The 22710-nt window shown below is 70.0% G+C and carries 26 protein-coding genes and 1 pseudogene; 15 read left to right on the top strand and 12 right to left on the bottom strand.

The genetic code is table 11. From position 1 onward, the window contains the following. Window positions 1-300 precede the first annotated feature (300 nt). Complete coding sequence (locus KBX71_RS23245; RefSeq protein WP_210820039.1) at window positions 301-492, bottom strand: DUF397 domain-containing protein; 192 nt, start codon at window positions 490-492, stop codon at window positions 301-303. Continuing rightward, window positions 483-743 (bottom strand): annotated as a pseudogene (locus KBX71_RS23240) (Scr1 family TA system antitoxin-like transcriptional regulator); the annotation flags it as partial. The pseudogene KBX71_RS23240 and the gene KBX71_RS23245, both read right to left, overlap by 10 nt. Between KBX71_RS23240 and KBX71_RS34860 the strand changes: the two are divergent. The 3 genes from KBX71_RS34860 (at window position 730) to KBX71_RS23230 (ending at window position 3229) form a co-directional block, all read left to right on the top strand. After that, a complete protein-coding gene (locus KBX71_RS34860; RefSeq protein WP_374102629.1) occupies window positions 730-924 on the top strand; it encodes a flavin reductase in 195 nt (64 codons plus the stop codon). The pseudogene KBX71_RS23240 and the gene KBX71_RS34860 overlap by 14 nt on opposite strands. 135 nt (window positions 925-1059) lie before the next feature. After that, window positions 1060-2325: a hypothetical protein gene (locus KBX71_RS23235; RefSeq protein ID WP_210820038.1), complete on the top strand. Its 1266-nt coding sequence runs from the start codon at window positions 1060-1062 to the stop codon at window positions 2323-2325. Continuing rightward, the gene (locus KBX71_RS23230; RefSeq protein ID WP_210820037.1) at window positions 2312-3229 is read left to right on the top strand and encodes a hypothetical protein; all 918 of its coding nucleotides are present in this window, start codon (window positions 2312-2314) and stop codon (window positions 3227-3229) included. The genes KBX71_RS23235 and KBX71_RS23230 overlap by 14 nt, the downstream gene beginning before the upstream one ends. A gap of 82 nt (window positions 3230-3311) precedes the next feature. Here KBX71_RS23230 and KBX71_RS23225 read toward each other — a convergent pair whose 3' ends face one another. The 5 genes from KBX71_RS23225 to KBX71_RS23205 form a co-directional block, all read right to left on the bottom strand. Then, complete coding sequence (locus KBX71_RS23225; protein ID WP_210820036.1) at window positions 3312-3935, bottom strand: GNAT family N-acetyltransferase; 624 nt, start codon at window positions 3933-3935, stop codon at window positions 3312-3314. Window positions 3936-3993: 58 nt separating this feature from the next. Next, on the bottom strand, window positions 3994-4500 hold the full coding sequence (locus tag KBX71_RS23220) for a DinB family protein (RefSeq protein ID WP_210820035.1): 507 nt from the start codon (window positions 4498-4500) through the stop codon (window positions 3994-3996). Then, on the bottom strand, window positions 4497-5528 hold the full coding sequence (locus KBX71_RS23215) for an aldo/keto reductase (protein WP_247683984.1): 1032 nt from the start codon (window positions 5526-5528) through the stop codon (window positions 4497-4499). Before KBX71_RS23215 ends, KBX71_RS23220 begins: the two co-directional genes overlap by 4 nt. 111 nt (window positions 5529-5639) lie before the next feature. Continuing rightward, the gene (locus KBX71_RS23210; RefSeq protein ID WP_210820034.1) at window positions 5640-6467 is read right to left on the bottom strand and encodes a DUF4232 domain-containing protein; all 828 of its coding nucleotides are present in this window, start codon (window positions 6465-6467) and stop codon (window positions 5640-5642) included. Continuing rightward, the gene (locus KBX71_RS23205; protein WP_210820099.1) at window positions 6460-6972 is read right to left on the bottom strand and encodes a SigE family RNA polymerase sigma factor; all 513 of its coding nucleotides are present in this window, start codon (window positions 6970-6972) and stop codon (window positions 6460-6462) included. The genes KBX71_RS23210 and KBX71_RS23205 overlap by 8 nt, the downstream gene beginning before the upstream one ends. A gap of 158 nt (window positions 6973-7130) precedes the next feature. Here KBX71_RS23205 and KBX71_RS23200 point away from each other — a divergent pair, with 158 nt between their 5' ends. Continuing rightward, window positions 7131-8684, top strand: coding sequence for a glycosyltransferase family 39 protein (locus tag KBX71_RS23200; protein ID WP_210820033.1), 1554 nt, complete (start codon window positions 7131-7133; stop codon window positions 8682-8684). Window positions 8685-8696: 12 nt separating this feature from the next. On the opposite strand, the gene KBX71_RS23195 is transcribed toward KBX71_RS23200, so the two are convergent. Beyond that, window positions 8697-9179, bottom strand: a complete 483-nt coding sequence (locus KBX71_RS23195; protein ID WP_210820032.1) for an Rrf2 family transcriptional regulator — start codon at window positions 9177-9179, stop codon at window positions 8697-8699. 134 nt (window positions 9180-9313) lie between these two features. On the opposite strand from KBX71_RS23195, the gene KBX71_RS23190 reads away from it, so the two are divergent. Further along, window positions 9314-10054 carry an SDR family oxidoreductase gene (locus tag KBX71_RS23190; RefSeq protein ID WP_210820031.1) on the top strand — a complete coding sequence of 247 codons (741 nt, stop codon included), beginning with the start codon at window positions 9314-9316 and terminating at the stop codon, window positions 10052-10054. Window positions 10055-10090: 36 nt separating this feature from the next. Here KBX71_RS23190 and KBX71_RS23185 read toward each other — a convergent pair whose 3' ends face one another. Both KBX71_RS23185 and KBX71_RS23180 read right to left on the bottom strand, forming a co-directional pair. Then, window positions 10091-10378 carry a GNAT family N-acetyltransferase gene (locus tag KBX71_RS23185; protein WP_210820030.1) on the bottom strand — a complete coding sequence of 96 codons (288 nt, stop codon included), beginning with the start codon at window positions 10376-10378 and terminating at the stop codon, window positions 10091-10093. Next, window positions 10378-11625, bottom strand: coding sequence for an MFS transporter (locus KBX71_RS23180; RefSeq protein WP_307847257.1), 1248 nt, complete (start codon window positions 11623-11625; stop codon window positions 10378-10380). Before KBX71_RS23180 ends, KBX71_RS23185 begins: the two co-directional genes overlap by 1 nt. Before the next feature lie 124 nt (window positions 11626-11749). Between KBX71_RS23180 and KBX71_RS33910 the strand changes: the two genes are divergently transcribed. The 7 genes from KBX71_RS33910 (at window position 11750) to KBX71_RS23145 (ending at window position 16756) form a co-directional block, all read left to right on the top strand. Beyond that, window positions 11750-12682, top strand: coding sequence for a LysR family transcriptional regulator (locus KBX71_RS33910; RefSeq protein WP_210820029.1), 933 nt, complete (start codon window positions 11750-11752; stop codon window positions 12680-12682). 108 nt (window positions 12683-12790) lie between these two features. After that, complete coding sequence (locus tag KBX71_RS23170; protein WP_210820028.1) at window positions 12791-13129, top strand: winged helix-turn-helix domain-containing protein; 339 nt, start codon at window positions 12791-12793, stop codon at window positions 13127-13129. A gap of 3 nt (window positions 13130-13132) precedes the next feature. Continuing rightward, window positions 13133-13408: a hypothetical protein gene (locus tag KBX71_RS23165; RefSeq protein ID WP_210820027.1), complete on the top strand. Its 276-nt coding sequence runs from the start codon at window positions 13133-13135 to the stop codon at window positions 13406-13408. A 28-nt stretch (window positions 13409-13436) separates the two neighbouring features. After that, a complete protein-coding gene (locus KBX71_RS23160) occupies window positions 13437-15050 on the top strand; it encodes a serine hydrolase (protein WP_210820026.1) in 1614 nt (537 codons plus the stop codon). A gap of 248 nt (window positions 15051-15298) precedes the next feature. After that, window positions 15299-15703, top strand: a complete 405-nt coding sequence (locus KBX71_RS23155; protein WP_210820025.1) for a helix-turn-helix transcriptional regulator — start codon at window positions 15299-15301, stop codon at window positions 15701-15703. Next, window positions 15703-16191, top strand: coding sequence for an SRPBCC domain-containing protein (locus tag KBX71_RS23150; protein WP_210820024.1), 489 nt, complete (start codon window positions 15703-15705; stop codon window positions 16189-16191). The genes KBX71_RS23155 and KBX71_RS23150 overlap by 1 nt, the downstream gene beginning before the upstream one ends. Window positions 16192-16195: 4 nt before the next feature. Further along, the gene (locus tag KBX71_RS23145) at window positions 16196-16756 is read left to right on the top strand and encodes a dihydrofolate reductase family protein (RefSeq protein ID WP_210820023.1); all 561 of its coding nucleotides are present in this window, start codon (window positions 16196-16198) and stop codon (window positions 16754-16756) included. A 207-nt stretch (window positions 16757-16963) separates the two neighbouring features. Here the strand turns inward: KBX71_RS23145 and KBX71_RS23140 are convergent, their stop codons facing one another. After that, on the bottom strand, window positions 16964-17875 hold the full coding sequence (locus KBX71_RS23140) for a LysR substrate-binding domain-containing protein (RefSeq protein WP_210820022.1): 912 nt from the start codon (window positions 17873-17875) through the stop codon (window positions 16964-16966). A gap of 70 nt (window positions 17876-17945) precedes the next feature. On the opposite strand from KBX71_RS23140, the gene KBX71_RS23135 reads away from it, so the two are divergent. The 3 genes from KBX71_RS23135 (at window position 17946) to KBX71_RS23125 (ending at window position 20417) form a co-directional block, all read left to right on the top strand. Further along, window positions 17946-18818, top strand: coding sequence for a dihydrodipicolinate synthase family protein (locus KBX71_RS23135; protein WP_210820021.1), 873 nt, complete (start codon window positions 17946-17948; stop codon window positions 18816-18818). A gap of 61 nt (window positions 18819-18879) precedes the next feature. Beyond that, window positions 18880-19842 carry a prolyl aminopeptidase gene (pip, locus tag KBX71_RS23130; protein ID WP_210820020.1) on the top strand — a complete coding sequence of 321 codons (963 nt, stop codon included), beginning with the start codon at window positions 18880-18882 and terminating at the stop codon, window positions 19840-19842. Between the two features lie 107 nt (window positions 19843-19949). After that, window positions 19950-20417 (top strand): HNH endonuclease, encoded by a 468-nt coding sequence (locus KBX71_RS23125; protein ID WP_210820019.1) that lies wholly within the window; start codon window positions 19950-19952, stop codon window positions 20415-20417. Window positions 20418-20742: 325 nt separating this feature from the next. On the opposite strand, the gene KBX71_RS23120 is transcribed toward KBX71_RS23125, so the two are convergent. Then, window positions 20743-22689, bottom strand: coding sequence for a prolyl oligopeptidase family serine peptidase (locus KBX71_RS23120; protein ID WP_210820018.1), 1947 nt, complete (start codon window positions 22687-22689; stop codon window positions 20743-20745). Window positions 22690-22710: the final 21 nt, after the last annotated feature.

Here is a 22710-nt window from a genome sequence, read left to right as displayed (position 1 = left end):
ACGTCCAACTCGGCTACGACACGTTGGCGTTGGTGACCTGGACGGCGGTCGCGGCGGCGATGAACCTCGGCGTGCTCGGTGCCTGCACCGCCGCCCTGCTGCGGTTGCGCCGACCGACCGGAACGACTCCGGTGCCCGAAGGCCGGCCCAAATCGTCTCCGGATAGTCCCGGCGACCCTCGACGAGAAGCGGCGGGCGGGGTGGTTTCGTCAACCACCGGCCTGCCGTGGGCGGTGGTCGTGCCAGGCCCACGCGAAGGCCCCCGGCCAGCGCCGGGAGCCTTTCGGACGAGGTGGTCGGTCAGCCGGCGTTGCGTGCCATCGCGACGAAGCCCCGCCACGACTGGAGGTTGAACGTCAGCGTGCCGCCGTCGCGGTCCTTCGTGTCGCGAACCAGGACCACGCCCGGAAGGTTGTCGGCAACCTCGACACAGTTGCCACCGTTGCCGCCGCTCTTCGTGCTCTTCCGCCACCGCGCACCGGTCATGTCCATGATGCTGCCGCTTCTCTGAGAAGTTCCACCGAACGCCCTCGGGGCAGGGCCTCGCCGCGAATACGCTCCCACCGTCGTTCCAGGCTAACAAGATCCGACGTTTGATCGAGGATCTGCGCCCGTGCCGCGCTGTCGACGTGCGCGACCCGCGACCCGTCCGGCATGTCGGCGATGGTGAACGGGCCGTCGAGCCCGGGGTAGCTGGGCGCGTCCGCCGGGACGATGTGCAGCTGCACAGTGTCCGCCTCGGCGTGGCCGTGCTCGACGTCGAAGCTGCGCCTGCTCGGTCAGTACCGCGAGGATCGGCCCGGTCTGTTGAACCACCTGGCGAAGGCGCAGGAGACCGCCGAGGCTGACCTCGCCAAGCTCAACCCAGGCGTCGCGCTGCCCGATCTGACCCCGCGCTTCGTCGGCTGGGCGGAGACCCGCTGAGGCGGTCGTCGGCAACGCCCGAGTGGGCACGGACGGGCTTATCCGGAGCAGCGCAATGCGAGAGACTGACGGCGTGACGATCCGCCTCGGGTTGCGGCCGGCCGGATGAGCCGACCACTCAGGATATTCGTCGCTGTGCTCTCGATGGCGGGTCCCATCGTCCTGTACCTGGTGGTAACCGCCAAGGTGCGCGCCTTCACGGGGCCGTTCACCGTCACGCGGACCGCCGCTGACTTCCCAACGCTCGTCGCGAAGGGCGTGGTTTTCTTCGCCCCCCTCGACCCCTTGGCCGCTCCCATGATGGATGCGGTGACGCCGCTGATCCGTTGGGTCGTGATCCTGCTGATCGGGGTGTCGACGTACCTGGCCTGCGGTCTCGTCACCCGGCGGACGCACCCGTTCATCGCGGCGATGACCGGCGCGGCGGCCGCGCTCACGGCTGCGGCGATCGGGGATCTGCTCTGGTGGGCCACCTTGGTGGTGCGTGTCCACTCCGCCCCCGCCGGCTGGTACGCCAACGAGGCACTTGACCACTCAACGCTCCTCGCCAGCGCGAATCTGGCGCTGGAGGGCTGGTCATCCGATGCCCTTTTTTTCGGCTGCGTGGCGGCAGCAGCGAACGCGAGCCTGGTAGGTAGCGCCCGCCTCGCGATGTTGCTGGTGGACTGGCTGAACGATGACGCCGACGATGGTGAAGGCGACGACGAAGAGGAGATCGAGAACCAAGCGGAGGACGAGGACCAGGACGCGGCTGACGACACGGACGAGGACACCGAGCCGGCAACCCGCGTTCCGCTGATCGGCGACCGACGAGGACGCAGCGCGAACCTTGCCCTGGCCGGGGTCCTTCCGGTGCTGGTGCTCACGCTGATCAACGGCACCCAGGCGGTCTGGGACAGCAATTCGGGGAGGGGTTTCCTGGGAATGCTCAGGGAATTCCTGTACCGCCCTGCCCTGTCGCCGCCGCCACGCGCCCGCGATGATGTGGGGTACCGGCTGACTCACGAGATCGAGCCGAATCCCCTGTCGATGGACGTGTGGGTGCACAGGTCGGTGCTCGCCCTCGCACTGCTGTTGGTGCTGTGGCTCCTGCTGTGGGCGCTGCTCGCCGGCCTGCCCAGTGGCGGGCATCGCCTCGGGCTCGTCGTCGTCTGTTGGGGTGCCACGATCGCGGCGTCCGCGCTGACCGCGACGTCCGCTGTCCTCGTCGACTGCACGGTCTCGGACTCCCCGACCGGCTGCGCTCCCTGGGAGTCCCTGGGCCTGCAATTGACCTCCTCGCTGCGCTTCGGCGCGGCCTGGGGTTGGCTCGTTGCGCTGCCCGTGCTGCTGGCCCGTCGGCTCCTCAACACCGACACGTCCATCGATATGCAGGAGACGCCGGTCCATGAGTCCACGTAACAAGCGCCCGCGTCGCCGTAGGGCCTCCGCGCCGGCCCCGGTGTCGTCGCCCGCGTCGGCAACCGTCGCCTGGTGGAAACGTCCCGTCACCTGGCTGCTGACGATTGTGGTCGGTGCCGTCGCCACCTGGCTCGGCGCCGTCGTTCTCGGCATGATCAACCAGTGGAAGCCGGCGAACGAACTGGCCGAGCAGTTGGCCGGTCGGGGGCCTGTCGTCGTCCTGGACCTGAAGCACGTCCCCTACCCGCAGGAGGGGGCGCTCGACTACGTCTACCCCGCCGGCTTCGACCTGACTCGGCTGGATGCCAAACGCCCGGACGATCCGACCGTCGAGGCCGGCGCGGTCGACATCGAACGGAGCACCTGGGAGATCACCCTCGTCGGCACCCGGGACGAGGCCGCCGAGGCCGTCGACCTCCGGCCCGTCCTCGTCGAGCCCTGCCGCCCCCCGCTCACCGGGATCCGTGAGCCCAACCCCTCCCAGGGTGACTCCAAGAAGGTCGTCCTCGTGACACACGTGGATCGACCGAATCCCCGGATGCTCGTCGAGGACCCGGATGGCGAGGACGCCGGTGCCCCGTTCTTCGCCACCCACAAGATCACCCTGCCCAAGGGTGAGAAGAACGTCATTCAGGTACGAGCGCTCAGCGCGAAGCAGCACTGCCGATGGCGCCTGGAATTGGATTACCTGGCCGAGGGACGACGCCAGACGATGGTGATCTCGGCACCCGGCGACAAGCCGTTCGAGGTGACCGGGCGCGCGGACGACTCGGCCTACGCCTGGTTCTACCTCAGCCCGTTCGACGATTGTCGGGCCAAGGACGGCACCAAGACCGACAGGTTGCGCATCACCGGCGCCGAGTACGCGCAGATGGTGCGCGACAAGCGCAACTGCCCCTACTGAAAGCAGTAGTTCTGGCCCCGGTAAACCTCGCGAGCCGATGTGGTGTCTTGCTGGTTGACGAGTGTTCCGAGACGGTGCGGCGCTACTGCCCGCGACCACCACCGTCGTCCCGGTCGGCTCCTGACTCCACCGAGGTCGCCAGCCGGGCGTGCCGGTGCATGTCGTGCCAGCCGTCGGCGTGACGCACCGACTCGCGGGCCACGCCCTCCTCCGTGAAACCGGCCCGCGCGGCCACCTGGCAGGACGCCGCGTTGCCGGTCGAGTGCTCCAGCGCCAGCCGGTGCAACCCGCCCCGGGCGAAGCTCCACCGGGCCAGGGTGAGCAGCGCCCCGGTGGCGATCCCTCGACCGCGCGCGGCGGGCACCACCCAGTACGACACCTGCGCCGACGCCTCGGTCAGCAGCACGTCGCGCAACCCCACCTGTCCGACGGGCCGGTCGTCGGCCTCGACGACCGCCCAACTGGCGGCGCTCTCATCGCGCCAACGGCCGGCCCACTGCGCCGTCCACGACCGTGCCTCGTCGTCGCTGTCGAGGCGACGCACGTGCCATCGCTGGATCACCGGACAGTCGAAGGCAGCCCGGACGACCGGGGCGTCGTCGTCACGCCACGGCCGCAGCGCCAGCCCGGGGCGTACCGGAAGGTGGGGTTGCTCCCGCGCGGCGAAACTCCCGGCGGGCAGGGCGGGTGCGACGAGCAGCGGCATTGGCCCATTATCGAGCCGCCGGCGTCGAAGACGCTCGGGTTACAGATGCCCGACGGTCTCACTCTCCGGTCGGGCCGCCGGCGAGTTCGGCGACCACGTCGAGGTGACCGAGGTGGCGGGCGTACTCCTGCACCAGGTGGAACAGCACCCGCTCCAGCGACGCCGGGTCCGCGCCGTTCCAGCGCGGGCCCGGCGCGCCGATCTCGGCCAGGTCGTGTGCCGTCACCACGGCAGTGGTGTGCGCGCCCTGCGCCCGCAACGCCGCCACCAGCTCCGCGCGGGTCTCGTCGGGGCCGACGTACCAGCGGTCGTCGCGGCGGTCGCCCCACGGGTCGGCGACGTCGCGGCCCTGGAAACCCCACTCGATCCAGCGCAGCTCGACGTGGCGCAGGTGGGTGAGCAGCTCCAGTGGGGTCCACCCGGACGGCAGCCGGCTGCGCCGCAGCTCCGGCTCAGCCAGCGCCGACACCTTGGCCACCACGGACTCCCGGAAGTAGTCCAGGTAGCGCAGGAAGACCTCGGTGCGGCTGCCGGCCGGGTTGGTGGGCTCGGGGAACGACGTCATGACCCGGTCGGTAGGTCGCGGGCGCGTTGGCGCACACCCGCGCCGCCGTACGGGTAGTCGCCCACCAGCGGGGCGCTCACCTCGTCCAGCAGCCGCATCTGCTCGGCGTCGAGGACCAGGTCGGCGGCGGTCAGATTGTCGTCGAGCTGCTCGGTGGTACGCGCGCCGAGGATCACCGAGGTGACCGCCGGTCGGGCCGCCAGCCAGGACAGCGCCACCGCCGACATGGACACGCCTTGTTCCCCGGCGATCTGGCGGACCGCGTCGAGCACCCGCCAGGTGCGCTCCTCGGCGTTGCGACCCGCGTACGCCTCGACGCCGCGCTGCGGGTTCTCGCCGAGCCGCGTCGCCCCGGTGGGCGTGCTGTCGCGTTGGTACTTGCCGGTCAGCCACCCGCCGCCGAGCGGTGACCACGGCAGGATGCCGATGCCCTCGTTCTCGCAGACCGGCACCAACTCGAACTCGATCTCCCGGGCCAGCAGGTTGTACTGCGGTTGCAGGGTCACGATCGGGGTGAGGTTGAGGTGCTGGGTGAGCAGGGCGGCCTTCTGCAACTGCCAGCCTGTGAAGTTGCTGACCCCCGCGTATCGGATCTTGCCGGCGCTGACCGCGTCGTCGAAGAACCGCAGCGTCTCCGGCAGCGGGGTCAGCGGGTCCCAGGCGTGCGCCTGGTACAGGTCGACGGCCTCGACGCCGAGCCGCCGCAGGCTGGCGTCCAGGGCGCGGGTGAGGTGAACCCGGGACAGGCCGGCGTCGTTCGCCCCCGGGCCCATCGGGAACCGCCCCTTGGTGGCGATCACCAGGCGGTCACGCAGGTCGGGTCGGCTGCGCAGCCATCGCCCGACGATGTCCTCGGAGACACCGGCGGAGTAGACGTCAGCGGTGTCGACGAACGTGCCGCCGGCCTCGACGAACCGGTCCAGTTGGGCGAAGCTGCCAGCCTCGTCGGTCTCCGCGCCGAAGGTCATCGTGCCCAGACACAGGGTGGACACCACGGTGCCGGTGTTGCCCAGAGTGCGATAGCGCATATCGTCCTTTCGGTCCGAGTGACAAAGCTGATCTTCGCACCCGGTCCGACCACCCGCACGCGGCGGACCGCCGCGGCGCTCAACGCGCCACGGCGGTCCGGCTCCGTACGGTCACGCCGAGCGACCCGTGGTCCCGGCTACCACCGGGTGCACCTCCAGATCGCTGCAACTGTCGGTGTCCCAGCCCAGCCGTACCGACCGGACGTCGTCCGGCGGCGTGACCAACAGGCTCACGTACGGTTTGCACGCGGTGCCGTCGGCGCGGAAACCCGACGCCTCGACCAACGCCGACGCGGACTCGCCCGGACGCAGCGTCACCGTCGGGGGCCGCCCGGTCCCCGCCGGACCACCCATGTAGCCACGCCGTGTGCGCTCGGCATGCGCCAGGGTCTTGCCGTCGCCGCCCAGCGCGTCGACCCCCGGGTAGCCGGTCAGTCGGCAGGTGGCGTCTCCGCTGTTGCGGAACACCACTGCCACGCTGCGGTGTCCGCTCGCGGCGTCCTCGGATCCGAGCGTGACCGTCAACTGCGCCGTCGTGCACTGACTCGGCGTCGAGTCGGGCGCGCCCGGCGGCCGGGCGCCGCCGGTGCCGGCCGACGAACTGGGCGCCTCGGGAGAACCGGTCGTCGGCGACTGAACGGTGGGCGACGGCGTGGTCGGTGCCGGGGTGTTCGGCGGGCTCACCGGCGAGGGCGGTACCGCCGGCGGTACCGCGTCGTCGGGGGACGAACGCCACGCGCCCCCGAGCGCGATGACGCCCAGTACCGCCACCGCCAGGACCCCGGTGCCAAGACGTCGGCGCACCGTCCGGTGCCCGGCACGACGTCGGACGGCCGCCGGGGACTCGGGTCGCGCCACGGCCGCCGCACTCCCGGCCAGGTTGGCCAGCCTCTCCTCGAACGGGGCCGGCCCGCCGGGCGCCCGATGCAGGTCAGACATCTTCCGAGATCCTTCCGTCAGCGCTGTCCGTCAACTCCGTGAAGTGCTGGGCCAGCGCCTGCCTGCCCCGGGCAAGCCGGGACTTCACCGTCCCCAGTGGCGATCCCGTCTCGTGGCAGATGTCGGCCAGTGGCAGGCCGACGAGGTGGTGGAGCACCACCACCCGCCGCTGCTCGTACGGCAGTCCCGCCAGGGCGCCGATGAGTTCCAGATGACCGGAGCCGGTCGCGTGGACAGGATCCTGCGGGCCGTGCCGCCGGTGTGCGGCCAGCCGGTTCCTCGCTCGCCGCCAACTGCTCACCGCGATGCGGTAGGCGACGGTGCGGACCCACGCCTCGGGACTGTCGTACTCGTTCAGCTTCGTCCGTCGCTGCCACGCACGGCAGTACGCCTCCTGTACCGCGTCCTCCGCCTCGTTGAGGTCCCCCAGCATCGCGTACAGCTGCCCGACCACGCGTCGATACGTGCTGGTGTAGAACTCGTCGAACTCGTCGGCATGCAACATCCCTTCGCCCCCGCCCTCCCGGCGTCCCATCGACGTCCACCACACTCACGCCTCGACTGCCGCCGAGGTTCCACCGAGCAGGATTCCTGTTTTTGTCCGGACGGCGACAGCACGCACCAGGGGCACCACGCGGCGACGCGGAAGGCGATGATGAGCGGGTGAGCGAACACGCCATCGACACCGACCGTCCTCGTCGGCCGGCCGCGGTCTGCTCACCGGGCGAACCGGGAGTACAAGGTCCGCCGGCGCTCGGCCCCTGGCTGGTGGCCGCCGCGACCACCGTGACGCTCCTGCTGCTCGCGGGCCGTTACGGGTATCACCGCGACGAGCTGTACTTCCTGCTCGCCGGTCGGCATCTCGACTGGGGCTACGTCGATCAGGGGCCACTGGTCCCGGCGCTGGCCCGGCTGCTCGACACGATCGCGCCGGGCAACCTGGTGGTGCTGCGTACCCCGTCGGCGCTGCTGGCCGGCGGCGCGGTGCTGCTGGTCGGCGCCATCGCCCGCGAGTTGGGTGCCGGCCGGGGCGGGCAGCTCTTCGCGGCGGTGCTCGCCGCGCTCTCCGGCATCGTGCTCGCCAGTGGTCACCTGCTCAGCACCACCACCGTGGACCTGCTGGTCTGGTTGGTCGCGGCGTGGTGCGCGGTGCGGTTGCTGCGCACCGGTGACAGCCGCTGGGCGCTGGGGATCGGGCTGGCGCTCGGTGTGGGCATGCTCAGCAAGCTGCTGCCGGCGCTGCTGGCCGTGGGGCTGGTCGCCGGGGTGCTCATCGCCGGGCCGCGTCGGCTGCTGCGCGACCGTTGGGTGCTCGCCGCCGCCGGAATCGCCCTGTTGCTGGCCGCACCGAACCTGATCTGGCAGGCGACCAACGGCTTTCCGCAGCTCGGCGTGGCCGCGTCCATCTCCGAGGGCGACAGCTCCTACAGTGGTCGGCTCGACGCGTTCACCCTCCAGTTCGTCATCATCAGCCCGTACGCCGTACCGATCTGGATCGCCGGCCTCGTCGCGCTGCTGCGCCGGCCGGCGTGGCGGGCCTACCGGGCGGTGGGGTGGGCGTGGCTTGTGGTTTTCGGCATCGTGCTGATCGCCGGCGGCAAGGGTTACTACGACGCGCCGCTGTTGCTGGTCCTCACCGCCGCCGGGGCTCTGGTCACCGTGGCGTGGACGGCACGCGGGTCGGCCTGGTGGCGTCGAGGGTTGCTCGCGCTGGGCGTGGTGCCGTTTCTGCTGCCCAACGTCGTGCTGCTACTGCCGGTGCTGCCGGCCGACCGGTTGCCCGGTTTCGTGGTCGACGTCAACTACGACGCCGGCGAGACGATCGGTTGGCCGGAGTTCGCCGACTCCCTCACCGTCGTCCATCGCGGACTGCCACCGCAGGAGCGTTCGCGGGCGGTCGTCCTGACCGGCAACTACGGCGAGGCCGGCGCGGTGGCCCGGTACGGTCCGGCCCGTGGTCTGCCCCGGGCGTACTCCGGGCACAACAGCATGGTCGACTTCGGTCGGCCGCCCGCCGACGCGGACGTGGTCATCGCCGTCGGCTGGGAGCGCCCCGACCAGCTGAACTCCTGGTTCGAGCAGTGCACGCTCGCCGGGCGGGTGGACCAGCGGGTCGAGGTGGAGAACGACGAGAACGGCGGCCCGATCCACGTGTGCCGGGGGCTGCGGCGTCCGTGGGCGCAGATCTGGGACACCGAGGTACGCCACACCGGCTGACCGTGCCCGGGGTCAGCCGGCTCCGCCGGTCAGCCAGGCCTGGATGCCGACCAGGGCTTCGGGGCCGGAGTTGGCGTCCACGTCACGGGCGAGATCGGCGATCGTGACCGCGGCGAGCGCCTGGTGCCACGCGTCCTCGGCCGCCCACATGGCGCGGGACACCGGACACGGCGTGGTGCAGGCGTCGGCCGGGGTCGCGAAGGGGCCGCGCTGGCGGATCTCCGTGCAGACGAAGGACGGGCCGGGCCCGTCGATGGCCCGGACCACGTCGAGCAGGGTGATGCTCTCCGGCGCGCGGGTCAGCACGTAGCCGCCCGACTTGCCCTGCACGGAGTGGATCAGGCCGGCGCGGGCCAGCGCCTGGAGCTGCTTGGCGAGGTAGCTGCTGGAGACGTCGTGCAGTTCCGCCAGCTTGGCCGCCGGAACGGGCGTGTTGCTGGCCGTGAGCACCACGCAGCAGTGCAGCGCCCACTCGACCCCGCCGGACATCTTCATGACGTCACCCTAGCCACCCTGTTACTCGGACCTCTCATGTCCGAGTATAGTTCTCGGACATGAGAGGTCCGAGTATCGGCGGGCGTTTCGGCAGCCGGACAAACGACCACACAGTCACAGGAAGGTGTATGGGCATGAAGATCGCCGTACTGGGCGGGACCGGCCTCATCGGGTCACAGGTCGTCAAGATCTTGCAGGCCGCGGGCCACGAGGCGGTGCCACTCTCGCCGTCCACCGGGGTGGACCTGCTCACCGGGCAGGGCCTGTCCGACGGGCTCGTCGGCGCCGAGGTCGTCGTCAACCTGACGAACTCGCCGACCTTCGACGAGGCATCGCCCGCCTTCTTCCAGACGACCATGGACAACCTGCTGGCCGCCACCGCTCGCGCGGGCGTCGGCCACGCGGTGATCCTCTCCATCGTCGGCGTCGACCAGGTGCCCGACCTGGACTACTACCGGGCCAAGGTCCTCCAGGAGGACATCCTCAAGGCCGGTCCCGTCCCGTACTCGATCGTCCGCGCCACCCAGTTCTTCGAGTTCGTCGAGGCGATCCTGTCCTGGACGGCCGACGACACCACCGTCCGCCTGCCCAGCACGCCGGTGCAGCCGATGGCCGCCGCCGACGTGGCGCAGGCCGTCGCCGAGGTGACCATGGGCGCGCCGCTGCAGGGCGTCCGCAACGTCGCCGGGCCCGACGTCTTCGCCCTCGACGAACTGGGGCGGATCACTCTCGCCGCCCGCGGTGACCAGCGCACCGTCACCACCGACAACGGCGCCGGCATGTTCGCCGCCATGTCCGGCGATGTCCTCATCGCCGGCGACGACGCCGTCATCGCGCCCACCTCCTACCGGGAGTGGCTCGGCCGCCAGGTCTGAGGAACAACCCGGCCCGCACGTCGCCGTCGTGCACGATCACGACAGTGGCGTGCGGGTCCGCCACTCCAACTCCACGATCCCGATCACCCCGGCGTCGGTGACCACGGCCACCGTCAGGCAGTCACCCTCCGCGCGCCACGCGTCCTCACCCGCCATGGCGAGCACCGAAACCCGCGACTGCTCACGGGTACGCGGCTCCGCGCCGAGCATCCAGCGCACGACGTCGGGTCGGCGCTGAAACGCGTACACGTGGTCGAGGTCGTCGATCGTGACCGGGCGCAGGGCGAGCCGTGCGGTCCGGATCGGGTAGCTCGGCTGGATCATCACGCGATCGTAGAGACGCGAGCGGGGTGCTCCGGTGCCGGTCGGTCGGCGTCCGGGCGCCGGGGCAGCAGTAGCGGGCTCGCGAGGATCACCACCCCCGCGACCGCGATCGCCGTGCGAGGGCTGGTGACTTCCGCGAGCAGCCCACCGAGCGCGCTGAGGATGGCGATGGTCGCGCTGCTGCCGATCGACCAGGCCGAGAGGGTACGGACGACGCGATCCTTCGGAGTCTGTTCCAGGCGGTAGGTGGCGAGCACCGGGTTGTACAGGCTCATGCTGATGATGATCGCGAATTCGACGGCGATCACCGTGGCGAGACCGACCACTCCGGGCTGGACAAGCGCGAGGCCGATCAGCCAGATCGCGCGAAGCGTGCCCACGGTACGAATGATCCGGTGTTGGCCGTGCCGCGCCACCACCCGACGGGCCAGGCGTGACCCGATGAGCCCGCCGACGCAGGGCACGGCGAACGCGAGGCCGTACTGCCAGGGCGGAAAACCCAGCTCGCCGAGCAGGAGCACTGCCAGTAGCGGCTCCGTAGCCATGATCAGCCCAGCGACGAGCAACTGGTTGAGGTAGAGCGCCCGCAGGCCGCGGTGGGTGAGCAGGTGCCGCCAGCCGTCGAGCAGCTCACCGGCCCGGACCCGGCCTGCGCCGGTGCGCCGGGGGCGGTCCTCGTGGCCGCGAATGGCCGTGATGCCCAGCGCCGAGAGCAGGTAGCTGAGCGCATCGGCAACGATGGTGACGACCGGCCCGAACAGGCCGACCGCCGCGCCGCCCAGCGGCGGCCCGAGCGCGATCGCGCTCCAGGTCGTCGACTCGAACCTCGCGTTCGCCACCAACAGGTCATCCGGCCGGACGAGGGCCTTGAGGAAGGCGCCGCTGGCCGCGTTGAAGGCGATCTTGGCGGTGGCGACCACGGTCGAGACGACCAGCAACTGCCCGAAGCTGAGTCGGCCGAGGGCGTACGCGACGGGGATCGTCAGCAGGACCGCGAACCGGGCCAGGTCCATCGCGATCATCACCTGTCGCTTGCGGTGGAACTCCACCCACGGCCCGAGCGGCAACGCGATCAGTGCGCCCACCGCCGGGCCCAGCGCGGCCAACACGGACACCTGGGCGGGGCTGGCCTGCAACACCAGCACGGCGATCAACGGCAGCGCCCCGAATCCCAGCCCGGAGCCGTAGGCGCTGACCGCGTACGACGCCCACAACCAGCCGAACCGCCGTCCCAGGGATCGCCGCACGCTTACTCCCGTTCTGCACAACTCGCTGTTGACCGCTGCGATCAAAGCAATGCCGGCTAACAGGGATCAAACAACCGACTCCGGGGCGAGCCACAACCAGATGTTGTGTCAGTAGGGTTGTCGGGTGAATCTCGACGCCGTCCGCACCTTCGTCGCCGCCGTCGACGCCGGCCAGTTCCAGGACGCCGCCGCCGCGCTGTCGATCACCCAGCAGGCCGTCTCCAAGCGCATCGCCGCCCTGGAGAAAGACCTCGGGGTACGCCTGTTCACCCGCACGGCGCGCGGCACCCACCTCACCGTCGACGGTCAGACCTTCCTGCCGCACGCCCGTGAACTGCTCCGGACCGAGGCGCGCGCCGACGCCTCCGTACGCCCCGGCCGCCGGGCACTGCGCGTTGACGTCCACAGCCGACGGATCGCACCTGCGGTGCTGCTGCAGGACTTCCACCGCGCGCATCCCCGCATCGAGTTGGACGTCGTCACCCTCGACGCCGACGTCCACGCCGCGATGGCCGCCGTCGAGGCGGGAACTGTCGACGCCACCTTCCACGCCGTCACCGTCGCCGCACGCCACCTGCCGGCCGCGATCAGGAGCACGCGCGTGATCGACGAGCACCACGAGTTGCTGGTCGGCCCACGCCACGCGCTCGCCAACGCCCGATTCGTCACGCCCGCGCAACTCGCCGACCACCGCATCTGGATGCCCGGCATGGCCCCCGGCACCGAATGGGCCGACTACTACGACGAACTCGCCGCCGCGTTCGGCCTCACCATCGACCTGGTCGGGCCGGTCTTCGGCAACGAGGCGCTGCTGGCCGAGATCGCCGACTCGGCCGAGTTGGCGACCCTGGCCGGTGAGCGCACCCGGTACCTGTGGCCGGACAGCTACGACCTGCGGCGCGTACCGGTACGCGACCCGGCGCCCATCTACCCCATGTCACTGATCTGGCGCGACGACAACCCGCACCCCGCTCTGGCCGCACTCCGCGACCACCTCGGCGCCCGCCGGGTGCGGGCACCCGGCGCCGAGGTCTGGCTACCGCCCTGGGGTCACTGATCGTCGTGCGCCACGTCGTCCGTTGACACCTGCCGCCCACCCCTGTCAGAATTCCATGACATGGGGCGTCAGAGAAATCTGACACTTCCACCGAGGAGGGAAACCAGGATGAGCGGCACCTCGCCAACCGGTGATGAACTCGTGTCGCTGCTGGCCGCACTGGCCAGCCCGCACCGGCTGCGAATCCTGGCCGCCGTGGCCCGACAGCGGACCTACGTCAGCGAGTTGGCGCGGCAGCTACAGATGAACCGGCCGCTGCTCTACATGCACCTACAGAAATTGGAAGCGGCCGGCCTCGTGACCGGCGAACTGGTGACGGCATCTGACGGCAGCTCGGTGAAGTACGTCCGGGCGGTGCCGTTCACGGTGACCCTGGACCTGGACGCGATCGCGCTGGCGGCCCAGAACCTGACCGGCTCGGGGCCGGGCGCAGAACAGGAGAAGTGAGCAATGACCCATCAGATGGCGTTGGACATCGCGCAGACCACGACCATCGCCACGGCGGTGGTCGTGACAGCGGTGATCGTGGTCGCCGGTCTCGTCGGGACCGGCATCTATCGCGCCCGCCACGCGGGGGCTCGGGAGGAAGGCTACCGACTGCTGGCCGAGCGCAGCGCCAGCAGCGCCGAGGCCATGGCGGACGAGATCAAGGGCGTCCGAGACGAGCTCGGTGAGGTTCGGCAGCGCCTCGCCGCGCTCGAGAAGCTACTGAGTCAGATCGGCTGACGGCCCACCGACGGGGAGGACGCGCCACATGAACACCTGGACTGTCACGCTGACGCAGGCCCGACGGCTCATCGCCGTGGCCGGCTGCCTGATGGTGACGGCTGCGGGGTTGGCCGCTCCGGTCGCGGCCAGTCCCGCAGCCGTTGACGACCTCGCCGCCGGCGAACGCTACCTGCGCACGTACCTGAAGCAGATCAAGGCACCCGGGCTGGCGTACGCGGTCATTCGCGGCGACGAGGTCCTCCAGCGAGGCGCCTGGGGCGTCGACGGTGACGGCCGTCCGATCACCACGCAGACCCCGTTCCTGCTCGGGTCCACAAGCAAGTCGTTCACCGCGCTGGCGGTGGCGCAACTGGTCGAGGCCGGTCGGGTCGACCTCGACACCACCGCGTCCACGTACCTCCCGTGGCTGCGGCTGGGCGGCGCGGACACCGCCCCGACGGTCACCGTCCGGCAACTGCTGACCCACACCAGCGGCCTGCCGCAGGTGTGGAGCACCGACCTGACCGACCGCTACGACAACCGCCCCGGCGCGCTGGCCCGATCCGTACGGGACCTGGCCAGCGTTCGGCACACCGCCGCCGGACAGACCCACCAGTACAGCGACGCCAACTACATGATCCTCGGCGCGCTCGTCGAGAACGTCACCGGCGACACCTTCGGCGGCTACCTCCGCCGTCACGTGCTGGACCCACTGCAGATGACGCACTCCGCGGCCACCGTCGACGAAGCCCGCGCCGTCGGCATCCCGGCCGGGCACCGGTACTACTTCGGCCGGCCGCAGCGCTTCTCCGCACCGTTCGACACCGCCGGAGTGCCCTACGGTTTCCTCGCCGCCAGTCTCGACGACCTGGCCCACTACGCCATCGCGCAGCTCGGCGGCGGCCGCTACGGCGACACCCGGATCCTCGAAGCGCAGAGTATGCGGCAGCTGCAGGCCGGCGCCGTGGCCACCGGCCATGGCACCTACGGGTTCGGTTGGAGGAACAGCACCCTGGACGGCGTTGGCACCCGCATCGTCTGGCACGCCGGCGCCACCCCGGACTTCTTCACCCACATCGTGCTGGCACCCGACTCGAACCTCGCCGTGATCATCATGACCAACGTCTACGGCCCGTACATGGACCCGCTGCTCAGCGCCGGGGCGTTCAATCTCGCCCGCATCCTGCACGGCGGCTCACCCGCGACCGCCAGCGAAGACCCGATGCAGGTCTGGGCCCTGGCCGGCCTGCTCGGGGTCGCCGCAGTGCTGCTCACCCTGCTGGTCTGGTCCTGGGCTCGCGTCCTTCGCAGACGCCGGGGCGCCTGCGTCCCGCCGGTCCGTTCCCGGGGCCGAACGATCGCCGCCACGTGCACCTGGATCGGTGCCTGCGCGCTGGTGGCCGTCGGCGCCGCCTGGCAGGTGCCGGCCTTGTGGGAGGGCGCCGGGCTGGCCAAACTCCAGTTGTGGGCACCGGACGTCGGTCACGGTATTCGCGTCGTGGTCGTCCTGGCAGCCGCACTCGCGCTGACCCGGCTGGGCCTGGGCGCGCACGCCATGTACACCGCCCGCCCGCCGACCTTGCCCGGGGCGCGAGCGCGCGTACGCGACGACTACCCCATCACCACCACCGGACGTCGGACGGGCCTGTCGGACCGGTAACTCCACACCGCGTCACCCACCACATCCGTCTCCGGCGGCGCGGAACGAGGAAGGTGTCGTACTCCGGAACGCCGTACCGGCGTAGCGCCGCAGCTCTCATGGCGGAGTCGGACGACGTCACTGTCGCGCTCCTCAGCCAGGTCGGGGTTTCGGTCGACGCGCTGCGCTCCCCCGCGATGTCTCGGCGTGTTGACACGCGTTCATCCGGCACTACATTTAACGTGTTGGTTAAGTGACTGGAGGCCCTAGTGTCTGGCAGCGATCAACTCAGCGCGGTGTTCTCGGCGCTCGCCGACCCGACTCGACGGGCGATTCTCGCCGAGCTGGCCGACCGCGACGCCACGGTCACCGAGCTCACGGCTCCGCTGCCGATCTCGATGCCGGCGGTGTCGCGGCACCTGAAGGCGCTTGAGCGCGCTGGGCTCATCTCACGCACCCGGTCGGGCAAGTTGCGGATGAGTCGCATCGAAGCGGCCCCGTTGCGCGAAGCGGCCGAGTGGATCGAGCGCTACCGCCGGTTCTGGGACACGTCCCTCACCCGCCTCGACGCCCACCTCGCGGCCGTGCAGGCCGTCGGTCGCCCAACGGACCGAACGGTCCACGACCCGGCAGTCCCCCAACCCCTGAAACAGGCTCAGGAAAAGGAGAATTGATGGACAGCGACAAGCCGCAGATCGTCATCTCACGCGTGGTGGACGCGCCACGGGAGCTGGTCTACCGCGCTTTCACCGACCCGGACCACCTGGCGGCATGGTGGGGGCCGATCGGCAACTCAATACCCCGCGAAGAGATGGACTTCGACGTCCGGCCCGGCGGCTACCAGCGGTGGACCGAAGTCTTCGCGGCCCAACCCGGCCTTCGCGTCGAGGTTCACATCGACCTCACCGACGTCGTCGACCGTGAACTGCTCGATGGCGTCGCACACGTCACCGGGCAGCTGCCGGAGGGCATTGAGCCGCACGAGACAAGGATGCGGGTCGAGTTCCACGACGAGGCCGATGGACGGACGCGCCTCGAGATCCGTCAGTGGCTCCCGGGGCGGGTGGTTGGCCCCGCCGACCAGGGTTGGAACGAGGCCTTCTCCAAACTGGACGCGACACTGCGGAATGCCCACCCCGTCGCAGTCGACGTCGAGGTGTAGCGCCATGGCCAAGCTGATCTACGTGACGAACGTGTCCCTCGACGGTTACATCGAGGACGAACACGGCAGCTTCGACTGGACCCCACCCGACGACGAGTACCTCGCGTTGATCACTGATCTCGTGCGGCCCATGGGCACCTACCTCTACGGCCGACGCCTGTACGAGTCGATGGCCCTCTGGGAGACCGAGCCCGCCCTGGCCGCACAGTCGAAGCTCACGGCCGACTTCGCCGACGTCTGGCAGACGGCGGACAAGGTCGTCTACTCCACCACGCTCGACGCGACCTCGACCGCCAGTACCCGACTCGAAACGAGCTTCGACCCCGCCTCGGTACGCGCCATGAAAGCCTCGGCCACCAAGGACCTCACCATCGGGGGCGCACACCTCGCGGCGCAGGCATTCCGGGCCGGACTGGTCGACGAGTGCCACCTGCTGATCCACCCCATCCTCACCTGCGGAGGCAAGCCTGGGTTGCCCAACGGCACCCGCCTCGGTCTGGAGCTTCTGGACAGTCGCCGACTCGGCAGCGGTGTCGTCCACCTCCACTACCGCGTCCGTACCTGAGAAGCCCGTCGGCGTCACCGACACACGTGCAGGTCGGTGACGCCGATGGGCGCGCGGGTTGCTGCTTCAGGGCGTCATGTGGTGGTGGCGAGTCTGACCAGCGGTCCTCATCGTCGGTAGCGTGCGAGCCGGTGATGGCGGCGGCGACGACAGCGGAGTCGTGCTCCGCCAGGTGCAGCAGCCGCTGCCGGATCAGGTCGCGTTCCTCTACGGAGAACATGACAACCAGGGCCTGCCCGCGGCGAACATTCGTGCGGAGGCGTGTAGCGCGGTGACGACGGCTGCCACTGCCGGCATCTCGGCCGCGCCGCGGCGGTACCCGATCCGGGTGCGTCGTCGAGTCGGCGCGGCGATCAGTCGTACTCCCGTCTCCGGCGCGATCACCGCTAGTTCGGGCACCAACGCGACCCCCTGCCCGGCCCTGACCAGGGCAAGCACTGCGGCGAAGTCATCAATGTGGTGACGTGCACGCGGGGTGAACCCGACTCCCTGGCACACCCGCAGAGCCACGTCATGGCACAGCGTGCCCGAGCTGGCCAGGATCCACGCGGTGTCGTGGGCATCGGCGAGCGTGGTGACCGGCGCGTTCGCCGCTACGGCGAGGTACACGGCCTCGTGCAGCAGCGGGACCGATTCCAACGACGGGTCCGTGACGGCCGGCACGACGTCATAGTCATGCAGCAGGCCAACGTCGAGCCGGCGGTCGCGCAGCGCGCCGGGCACCGTGACCGGGTCGAGTTCGCTGACTGACAGTTCCAGCCCCGGATGATCGCGGCCGAGCGAGACCAACGCCGTCGGCAGCACCGTGCGCACGGCGGTGGGATGGGCACCGATGCGGATCGGCCCGGCAGGTTCGGAGCGTACGGCGGCGACAGCGGCGGTGGCCTCCTCCAGCGCGATGAGCACCGTCGCGGCATGACGTACGAGCACCCGGCCGGCCGCGGTGAACTCCACCCGGCGGCCGCTGCGCCGCAGCAGCGCGACACCCGCTTCGCGTTCCAGCACGGCCAGCTGCTGGGAAACTGCCGACGGTGTGTACGCATGGACGGCGGCGACGGCGGCGATCGTGCCGAGCCGGTCCAGGTCACTGAGCAGCCGCAACCGGCGTCCATCGAGCATCAGCTCACCTTACGCATCAGCGAAGGAATCGGAACTGGATCTTACGGGTGCCGTCAGCCAGGCTGCATTTATGACGTTGAACGGCGTGCACGTTCCCTTGATCACTCCTCTGGACGAGGCCGGGGCGGTGGTCTTCGGCGTACTGGAGGAACTCGCCCACGACGTGCTGACCGCCGGTGCCGCCGGTCTGGTGGCACTGGGTACCACCGCCGAAGCCACCACATTGAGCGCCGCCGAACGTCACCAGGTGCTGGGGGTGCTGACCGGGGTCTGCATGAGGCGAGGTGTCCCGCTACTGGTCGGCGCCAACACCGCCGAGGAATTGCACGCGCTGGCCGCACACCCATCGGTGGTCGCCGCGTTGTGCCTGGTGCCACCGTTCCTGCGCCCCGGCGAGGACGGCGTAGTGGCGCACTTCGACGCCCTCGCGGCGGCCAGCCCGGTGCCGCTCGTGGTCTACCACGTGCCGCACCGCACCGGACAGGACTTGTCGACCGCAGCGGTACGGCGGCTGGCGGCGATCGACGCGGTGATCGGTATCAAGTACGCGCCGGGCGCCATCGACGGCGACGCGGTCGACCTGCTCACCGACCCACCCCAAGGGTTCACTGTCCTGGCCGGCACGGACGAGTTGCTGGCACCGATGCTGGCACTCGGCGCACACGGCGCGATCCTCGCCTCAGCACACGTGGCCACTGCACAATTCCGTGCGCTGGCCGCAGCTTTCAAGGCAGGGCAGGCGGATCAGGCGCGATCACTGGGACACCAGCTCAGGCGACTGTCCGCCGCCCTGTTCGCCGAGCCCAACCCCGCCGTGATCAAGGGAATACTGCACGCGCAAGGCCGCATACCGACCCCGAGAGTGCGGCTGCCGCTGCTGCCAGCGGCTGCGGCCAGCATCGACGCGGCGGTCCGACTCCTCGCGGCGTCTGATCTTCAGTGAATGCGCCATCGTTGTAGAGAGGTGCCACTGTGGCGATTCCTGCTTATCGGAGGTCTGGGCCATGGGCGAGCTGTACCCGCCGATCGAGCCGTACGAGACGGGCATGCTCGATGTCGGCGACGGCAACCTCGTGTACTGGGAGGTGTGTGGTAGCCCGGCCGGCAAGCCTGCGCTGGTCGTCCACGGCGGACCCGGGTCAGGGTGTGGGGCCGGCTGGCGCCGCCACTTCAATCCGGACCGGTACCGGATCGTCCTGTTCGACCAGCGTGGCTGTGGCCGCAGCACGCCGCACGCGAGCGATCCGACGACTGACATGCGGCACAACACCACCTGGCATCTGATCGCCGACATGGAACGGCTGCGCGGGCACCTGGGCATCGACAGGTGGTTGCTGTACGGCGGTTCCTGGGGCTCCACGCTCATCCTGGCCTACGCGCAACAGCAACCCCGACGGGTGTCCGAGATCGTCATCGCGGCCGTCACGATGACCCGGCGGTCCGAGATCGACTGGCTCTACCGGGGCGTCGGCCGGTTCTTCCCCGAGCAGTGGGAGCGGTTCCTCGACGGAGCCCCGGGCACACCACGCGACGGTGACGTCGTCGCGGCCTACGCCGGCCTCATGGAACATCCGGACCCCGGAGTGCGGGAGAAGGCCACGGCCGATTGGTGCGCCTGGGAGGACGCGGTGCTGTCTGGAGAGACCGGCGGCGCAGCAAATCCGTACGGCGACCGCCCTTCCGCGGCGCGGCTGGCCTTCGTGAGAATCTGCGCGCACTACTTCTCTCACGGGGCGTGGCTGGAGGAAGGCGTACTGCTGCACGATGCCGGTCGGCTGGCCGGCGTCCCAGGTGTCCTTATCCATGGTCGGCTCGACCTGGGTGGGCCGCTGCAGACGGCGTGGGAACTGCACCGTGCCTGGCCCGGTGCGGAGTTGATCGTTGTCGAGAACGCGGGGCATCTCGGCACCGCCGAGACGCGTGAGCACGTCCTTCGAGCCCTCGACCGGTTCGCAGTCAACAATTGACGTCTACGGCACCCACTGCGTCGCCGCGGCCCTGCTCAGGGCAGGGCGCCCGCCGGATCGGGTACCAGCAGGTCGAAGGTGTCGGAGCACTGACCTAGCCTGGTGAGATGCTGTCGCAGGTGAAGGGTTTGTCCCGACATTTCACTGAGGAGACCCTGCGGGCGCACCTCATCGATCGTTCGGTTCGTCGAGACGACGGCTGCCTGATCGTCTGCGGCTACGGTAGCCAGCGGGGCGTGTACCAGAAGGTCGCCGGGCGGGCTTGGGCCCACATCACGGCCTACGCTGTCTTCGTCGGTGGCTACGACCCGAGTTTGGACGTGCGCCACCTGTGTGGCGTGCCGGACTGCATCGAACCCACTCATCTGCAGCAGGTGCCACACGCCGAAAACTGCCGCAAGCGCACCCAGCAGCCGCGCTGCCGCCAGGGACACGAGCGCGAAATCGATCCCGCGAGTGGCCGCTACCGCAAGGTGTGTCGTGTGTGCAACAGCGAGGCCCAGCGAAGGTGGCGCGTCCGCCAGGCCGCAGAGGTTTCCGCAGCACGGGCGGCTTACGGGCGGCAGGTGGACTGAGTGCGTACGGCGCCGTCCCGGGCGCCGAGTTCGCTCAGCAATACGCGACCTCCAGCAGGATCGCGGCGGTTAATTCCAGTGTGCCACCGCCACCGCCACCGCCTCCGTTCGAAGCGGATGAGAAGGCACGTGAGCTGGCCGCCTGGGTCGCGCGGGGGCGTCAACACAACATCCTGATTCCTTACGCACAAGAACTGTCATTATGATGCACGCACGTTCTGCCCCTTTTGTGGCACGTAATTAACGGATTATCGTTATTGGAAATCCAGTAATGCTGTCAGGTGGGCGCGGGGCATCGGTATGAGCTCTGTCTGGGGCCTTGACGTCAGCTCAGGTTGGGAAGCGACGGCTTCTGGACCACGGACTCCGGTCGGGGCTGGAGCCAACGATCGAACCAGGCGCGGGTGCGGCGCAGGACGTCGATCTGGTGATTGCGTTCCCGGATCGAGTGGCCCTCTCTCGGGTAGATCACGAACTCGTGCTCGACGTCGAAGTTGCGCAGCGCCCGGTGGAGGTACACGGCCTGTCCGAGGGGAACGTTGGTGTCCTCGGCGCCGTGCAGGAGAAGCACCGGAGTGCGGATGTGGCTGGCGAAGGAGATCGGGCTGACCGCGTCGTGTGGGTGTGGCCCGATGCCGGACCAGCCGGTGCTGCCGCCGAGCGCGGCTTCGAACTGGCCGTTCTCCCCGGTCGCGGCGAGCATGCCCCAGTCGATGACGCCAGCGCCGACCAGCGCGGCGCGGAAGCGGTCGGTCTGGCCGATGGCCCAGGCGGACATGAAGCCGCCGTGGCTCCAGCCCGCGATGCCCAGCCGGTCGGGGTCGGCGATGCCCTCGGCGATGAGCAGGTCGATGCCGGTCAGGATGTCGGTCCACTCCTGCTGGCCGACCCGGCCGGCGACGCTGGCGGCGAACTGGTGGCCATGACCCTGGCCGCCGCGCGGGTTGGGCAGCAACACGGCGTAGCCGGCGGCGGCCAGCCACTGCGCGCTGGGGAACCAGAACAACTGGCAACGGTCGGCGTAGCGGTCGTACGGGCCGCCGTGCACGATCGTGACCAGCGGAAACGGGCCTTCCGATGCGGTTTTTCCGATCGGCAGCACCAGCAGGCCGTCCAGGTCGAGGCCGTCGGCGGCGCGGTAGGCCAGCGGTTGTTGCGTGCCGAGTGCGATGCCGTCGAGTTCCGGGCGGGTGTTGGTGATTCTTCGCAGCGGCCCGGTTGGCGGTCCGATGTGAACGTTCGGGGTGTGGTAGCGGGTGCCGGTGAGCACCGCGATCGTCTCGCCGGTAGGGGTGGTGGTGAGGTTGTCGAGGCGTCCGGGGTGATGCGACAGGGTCGCGAGATCGGTGGGGTCGAGCCGGGCCACTGTCGTGTTCAGGCCGTCGGCGAACACGACAAACGGGGCCGCTGCGGTCTGGCAGAGTTCAGTCGGGCACATCGAGAGGCCAGCGGTGCGGTTGCGCAGGACGCGGCTGCCCACGGCCAGGTCGAACACGGCGGTGCCGGCCTGTAGGACCGGTGGGGTGAGCGCGAGGTAACCGAGGTGCCAACCGTCCTCGCCCGGCCACCAGGCCAGAGATTGTGCGTCGGCCCCCACCGGTCCGAGGTTCTGCGCGGTCCCGGTCGTGGGGTCGAACAGGTGCAGTTCGCCGGTGCGCGGGCCGTGGTCGTTGTCGGCGCTGGCCCAGGTCAGCACGGCGAGCGGGCCACCGTCGGGGCGTTGCCGCAGTTCCACGATGTGCCGGTCACCGAACACGTTCGGGGTGGTGACCCGGCCGGTACGCAGGTCGAGCAGGCGCAACCGGGCACGCGGTTCGCGTTCGCCGACGACAATGGTGTCGTCGCGATCCCGGGCGCGGCGCTCATCCTGCTCGGTGGGTTCGTCCTCGGCGAGCAGAGCGACCATTGTGGAGTCGGCGAGCGGGAGGTGGTCGATGACGCCGGCGCGCCAGCTGGTCACCGTGGTCATCGTGCCGTCGGCGAGGGTGAGCCCGTGCAGTTGCGGGGTGCCGCGGTCGGCGCGGTCGGACAGGAAGAACAGCGTCTCCGAGTCGGCCGACCAGCGTGGCCGGGACTCGGTTGCGGTGTCGGCGGTCGCCCGGCGTGCCGCGACGGCGCCATCGATGTGGACGAGCCAGAGTTCGGTGTCGAGGTGGTCACCGGTTCGACTGGTGGGAGTGAGGACGTGGCAGAGCAGACGTCCGTTCGGGGCGAGCGCCGGGGTCCGCGGGTCACGACCATCGACCACGAGGTCGGCGGTCAGACCTGTCATGCGACAAGTCTGCCAGCACCA

The sequence above is a fragment of the Micromonospora sp. D93 genome (assembly GCF_018070365.1).
Lineage (GTDB): Bacteria > Actinomycetota > Actinomycetes > Mycobacteriales > Micromonosporaceae > Micromonospora > Micromonospora ureilytica.
This window is presented reverse-complemented; position numbering and strand designations above follow the sequence as displayed.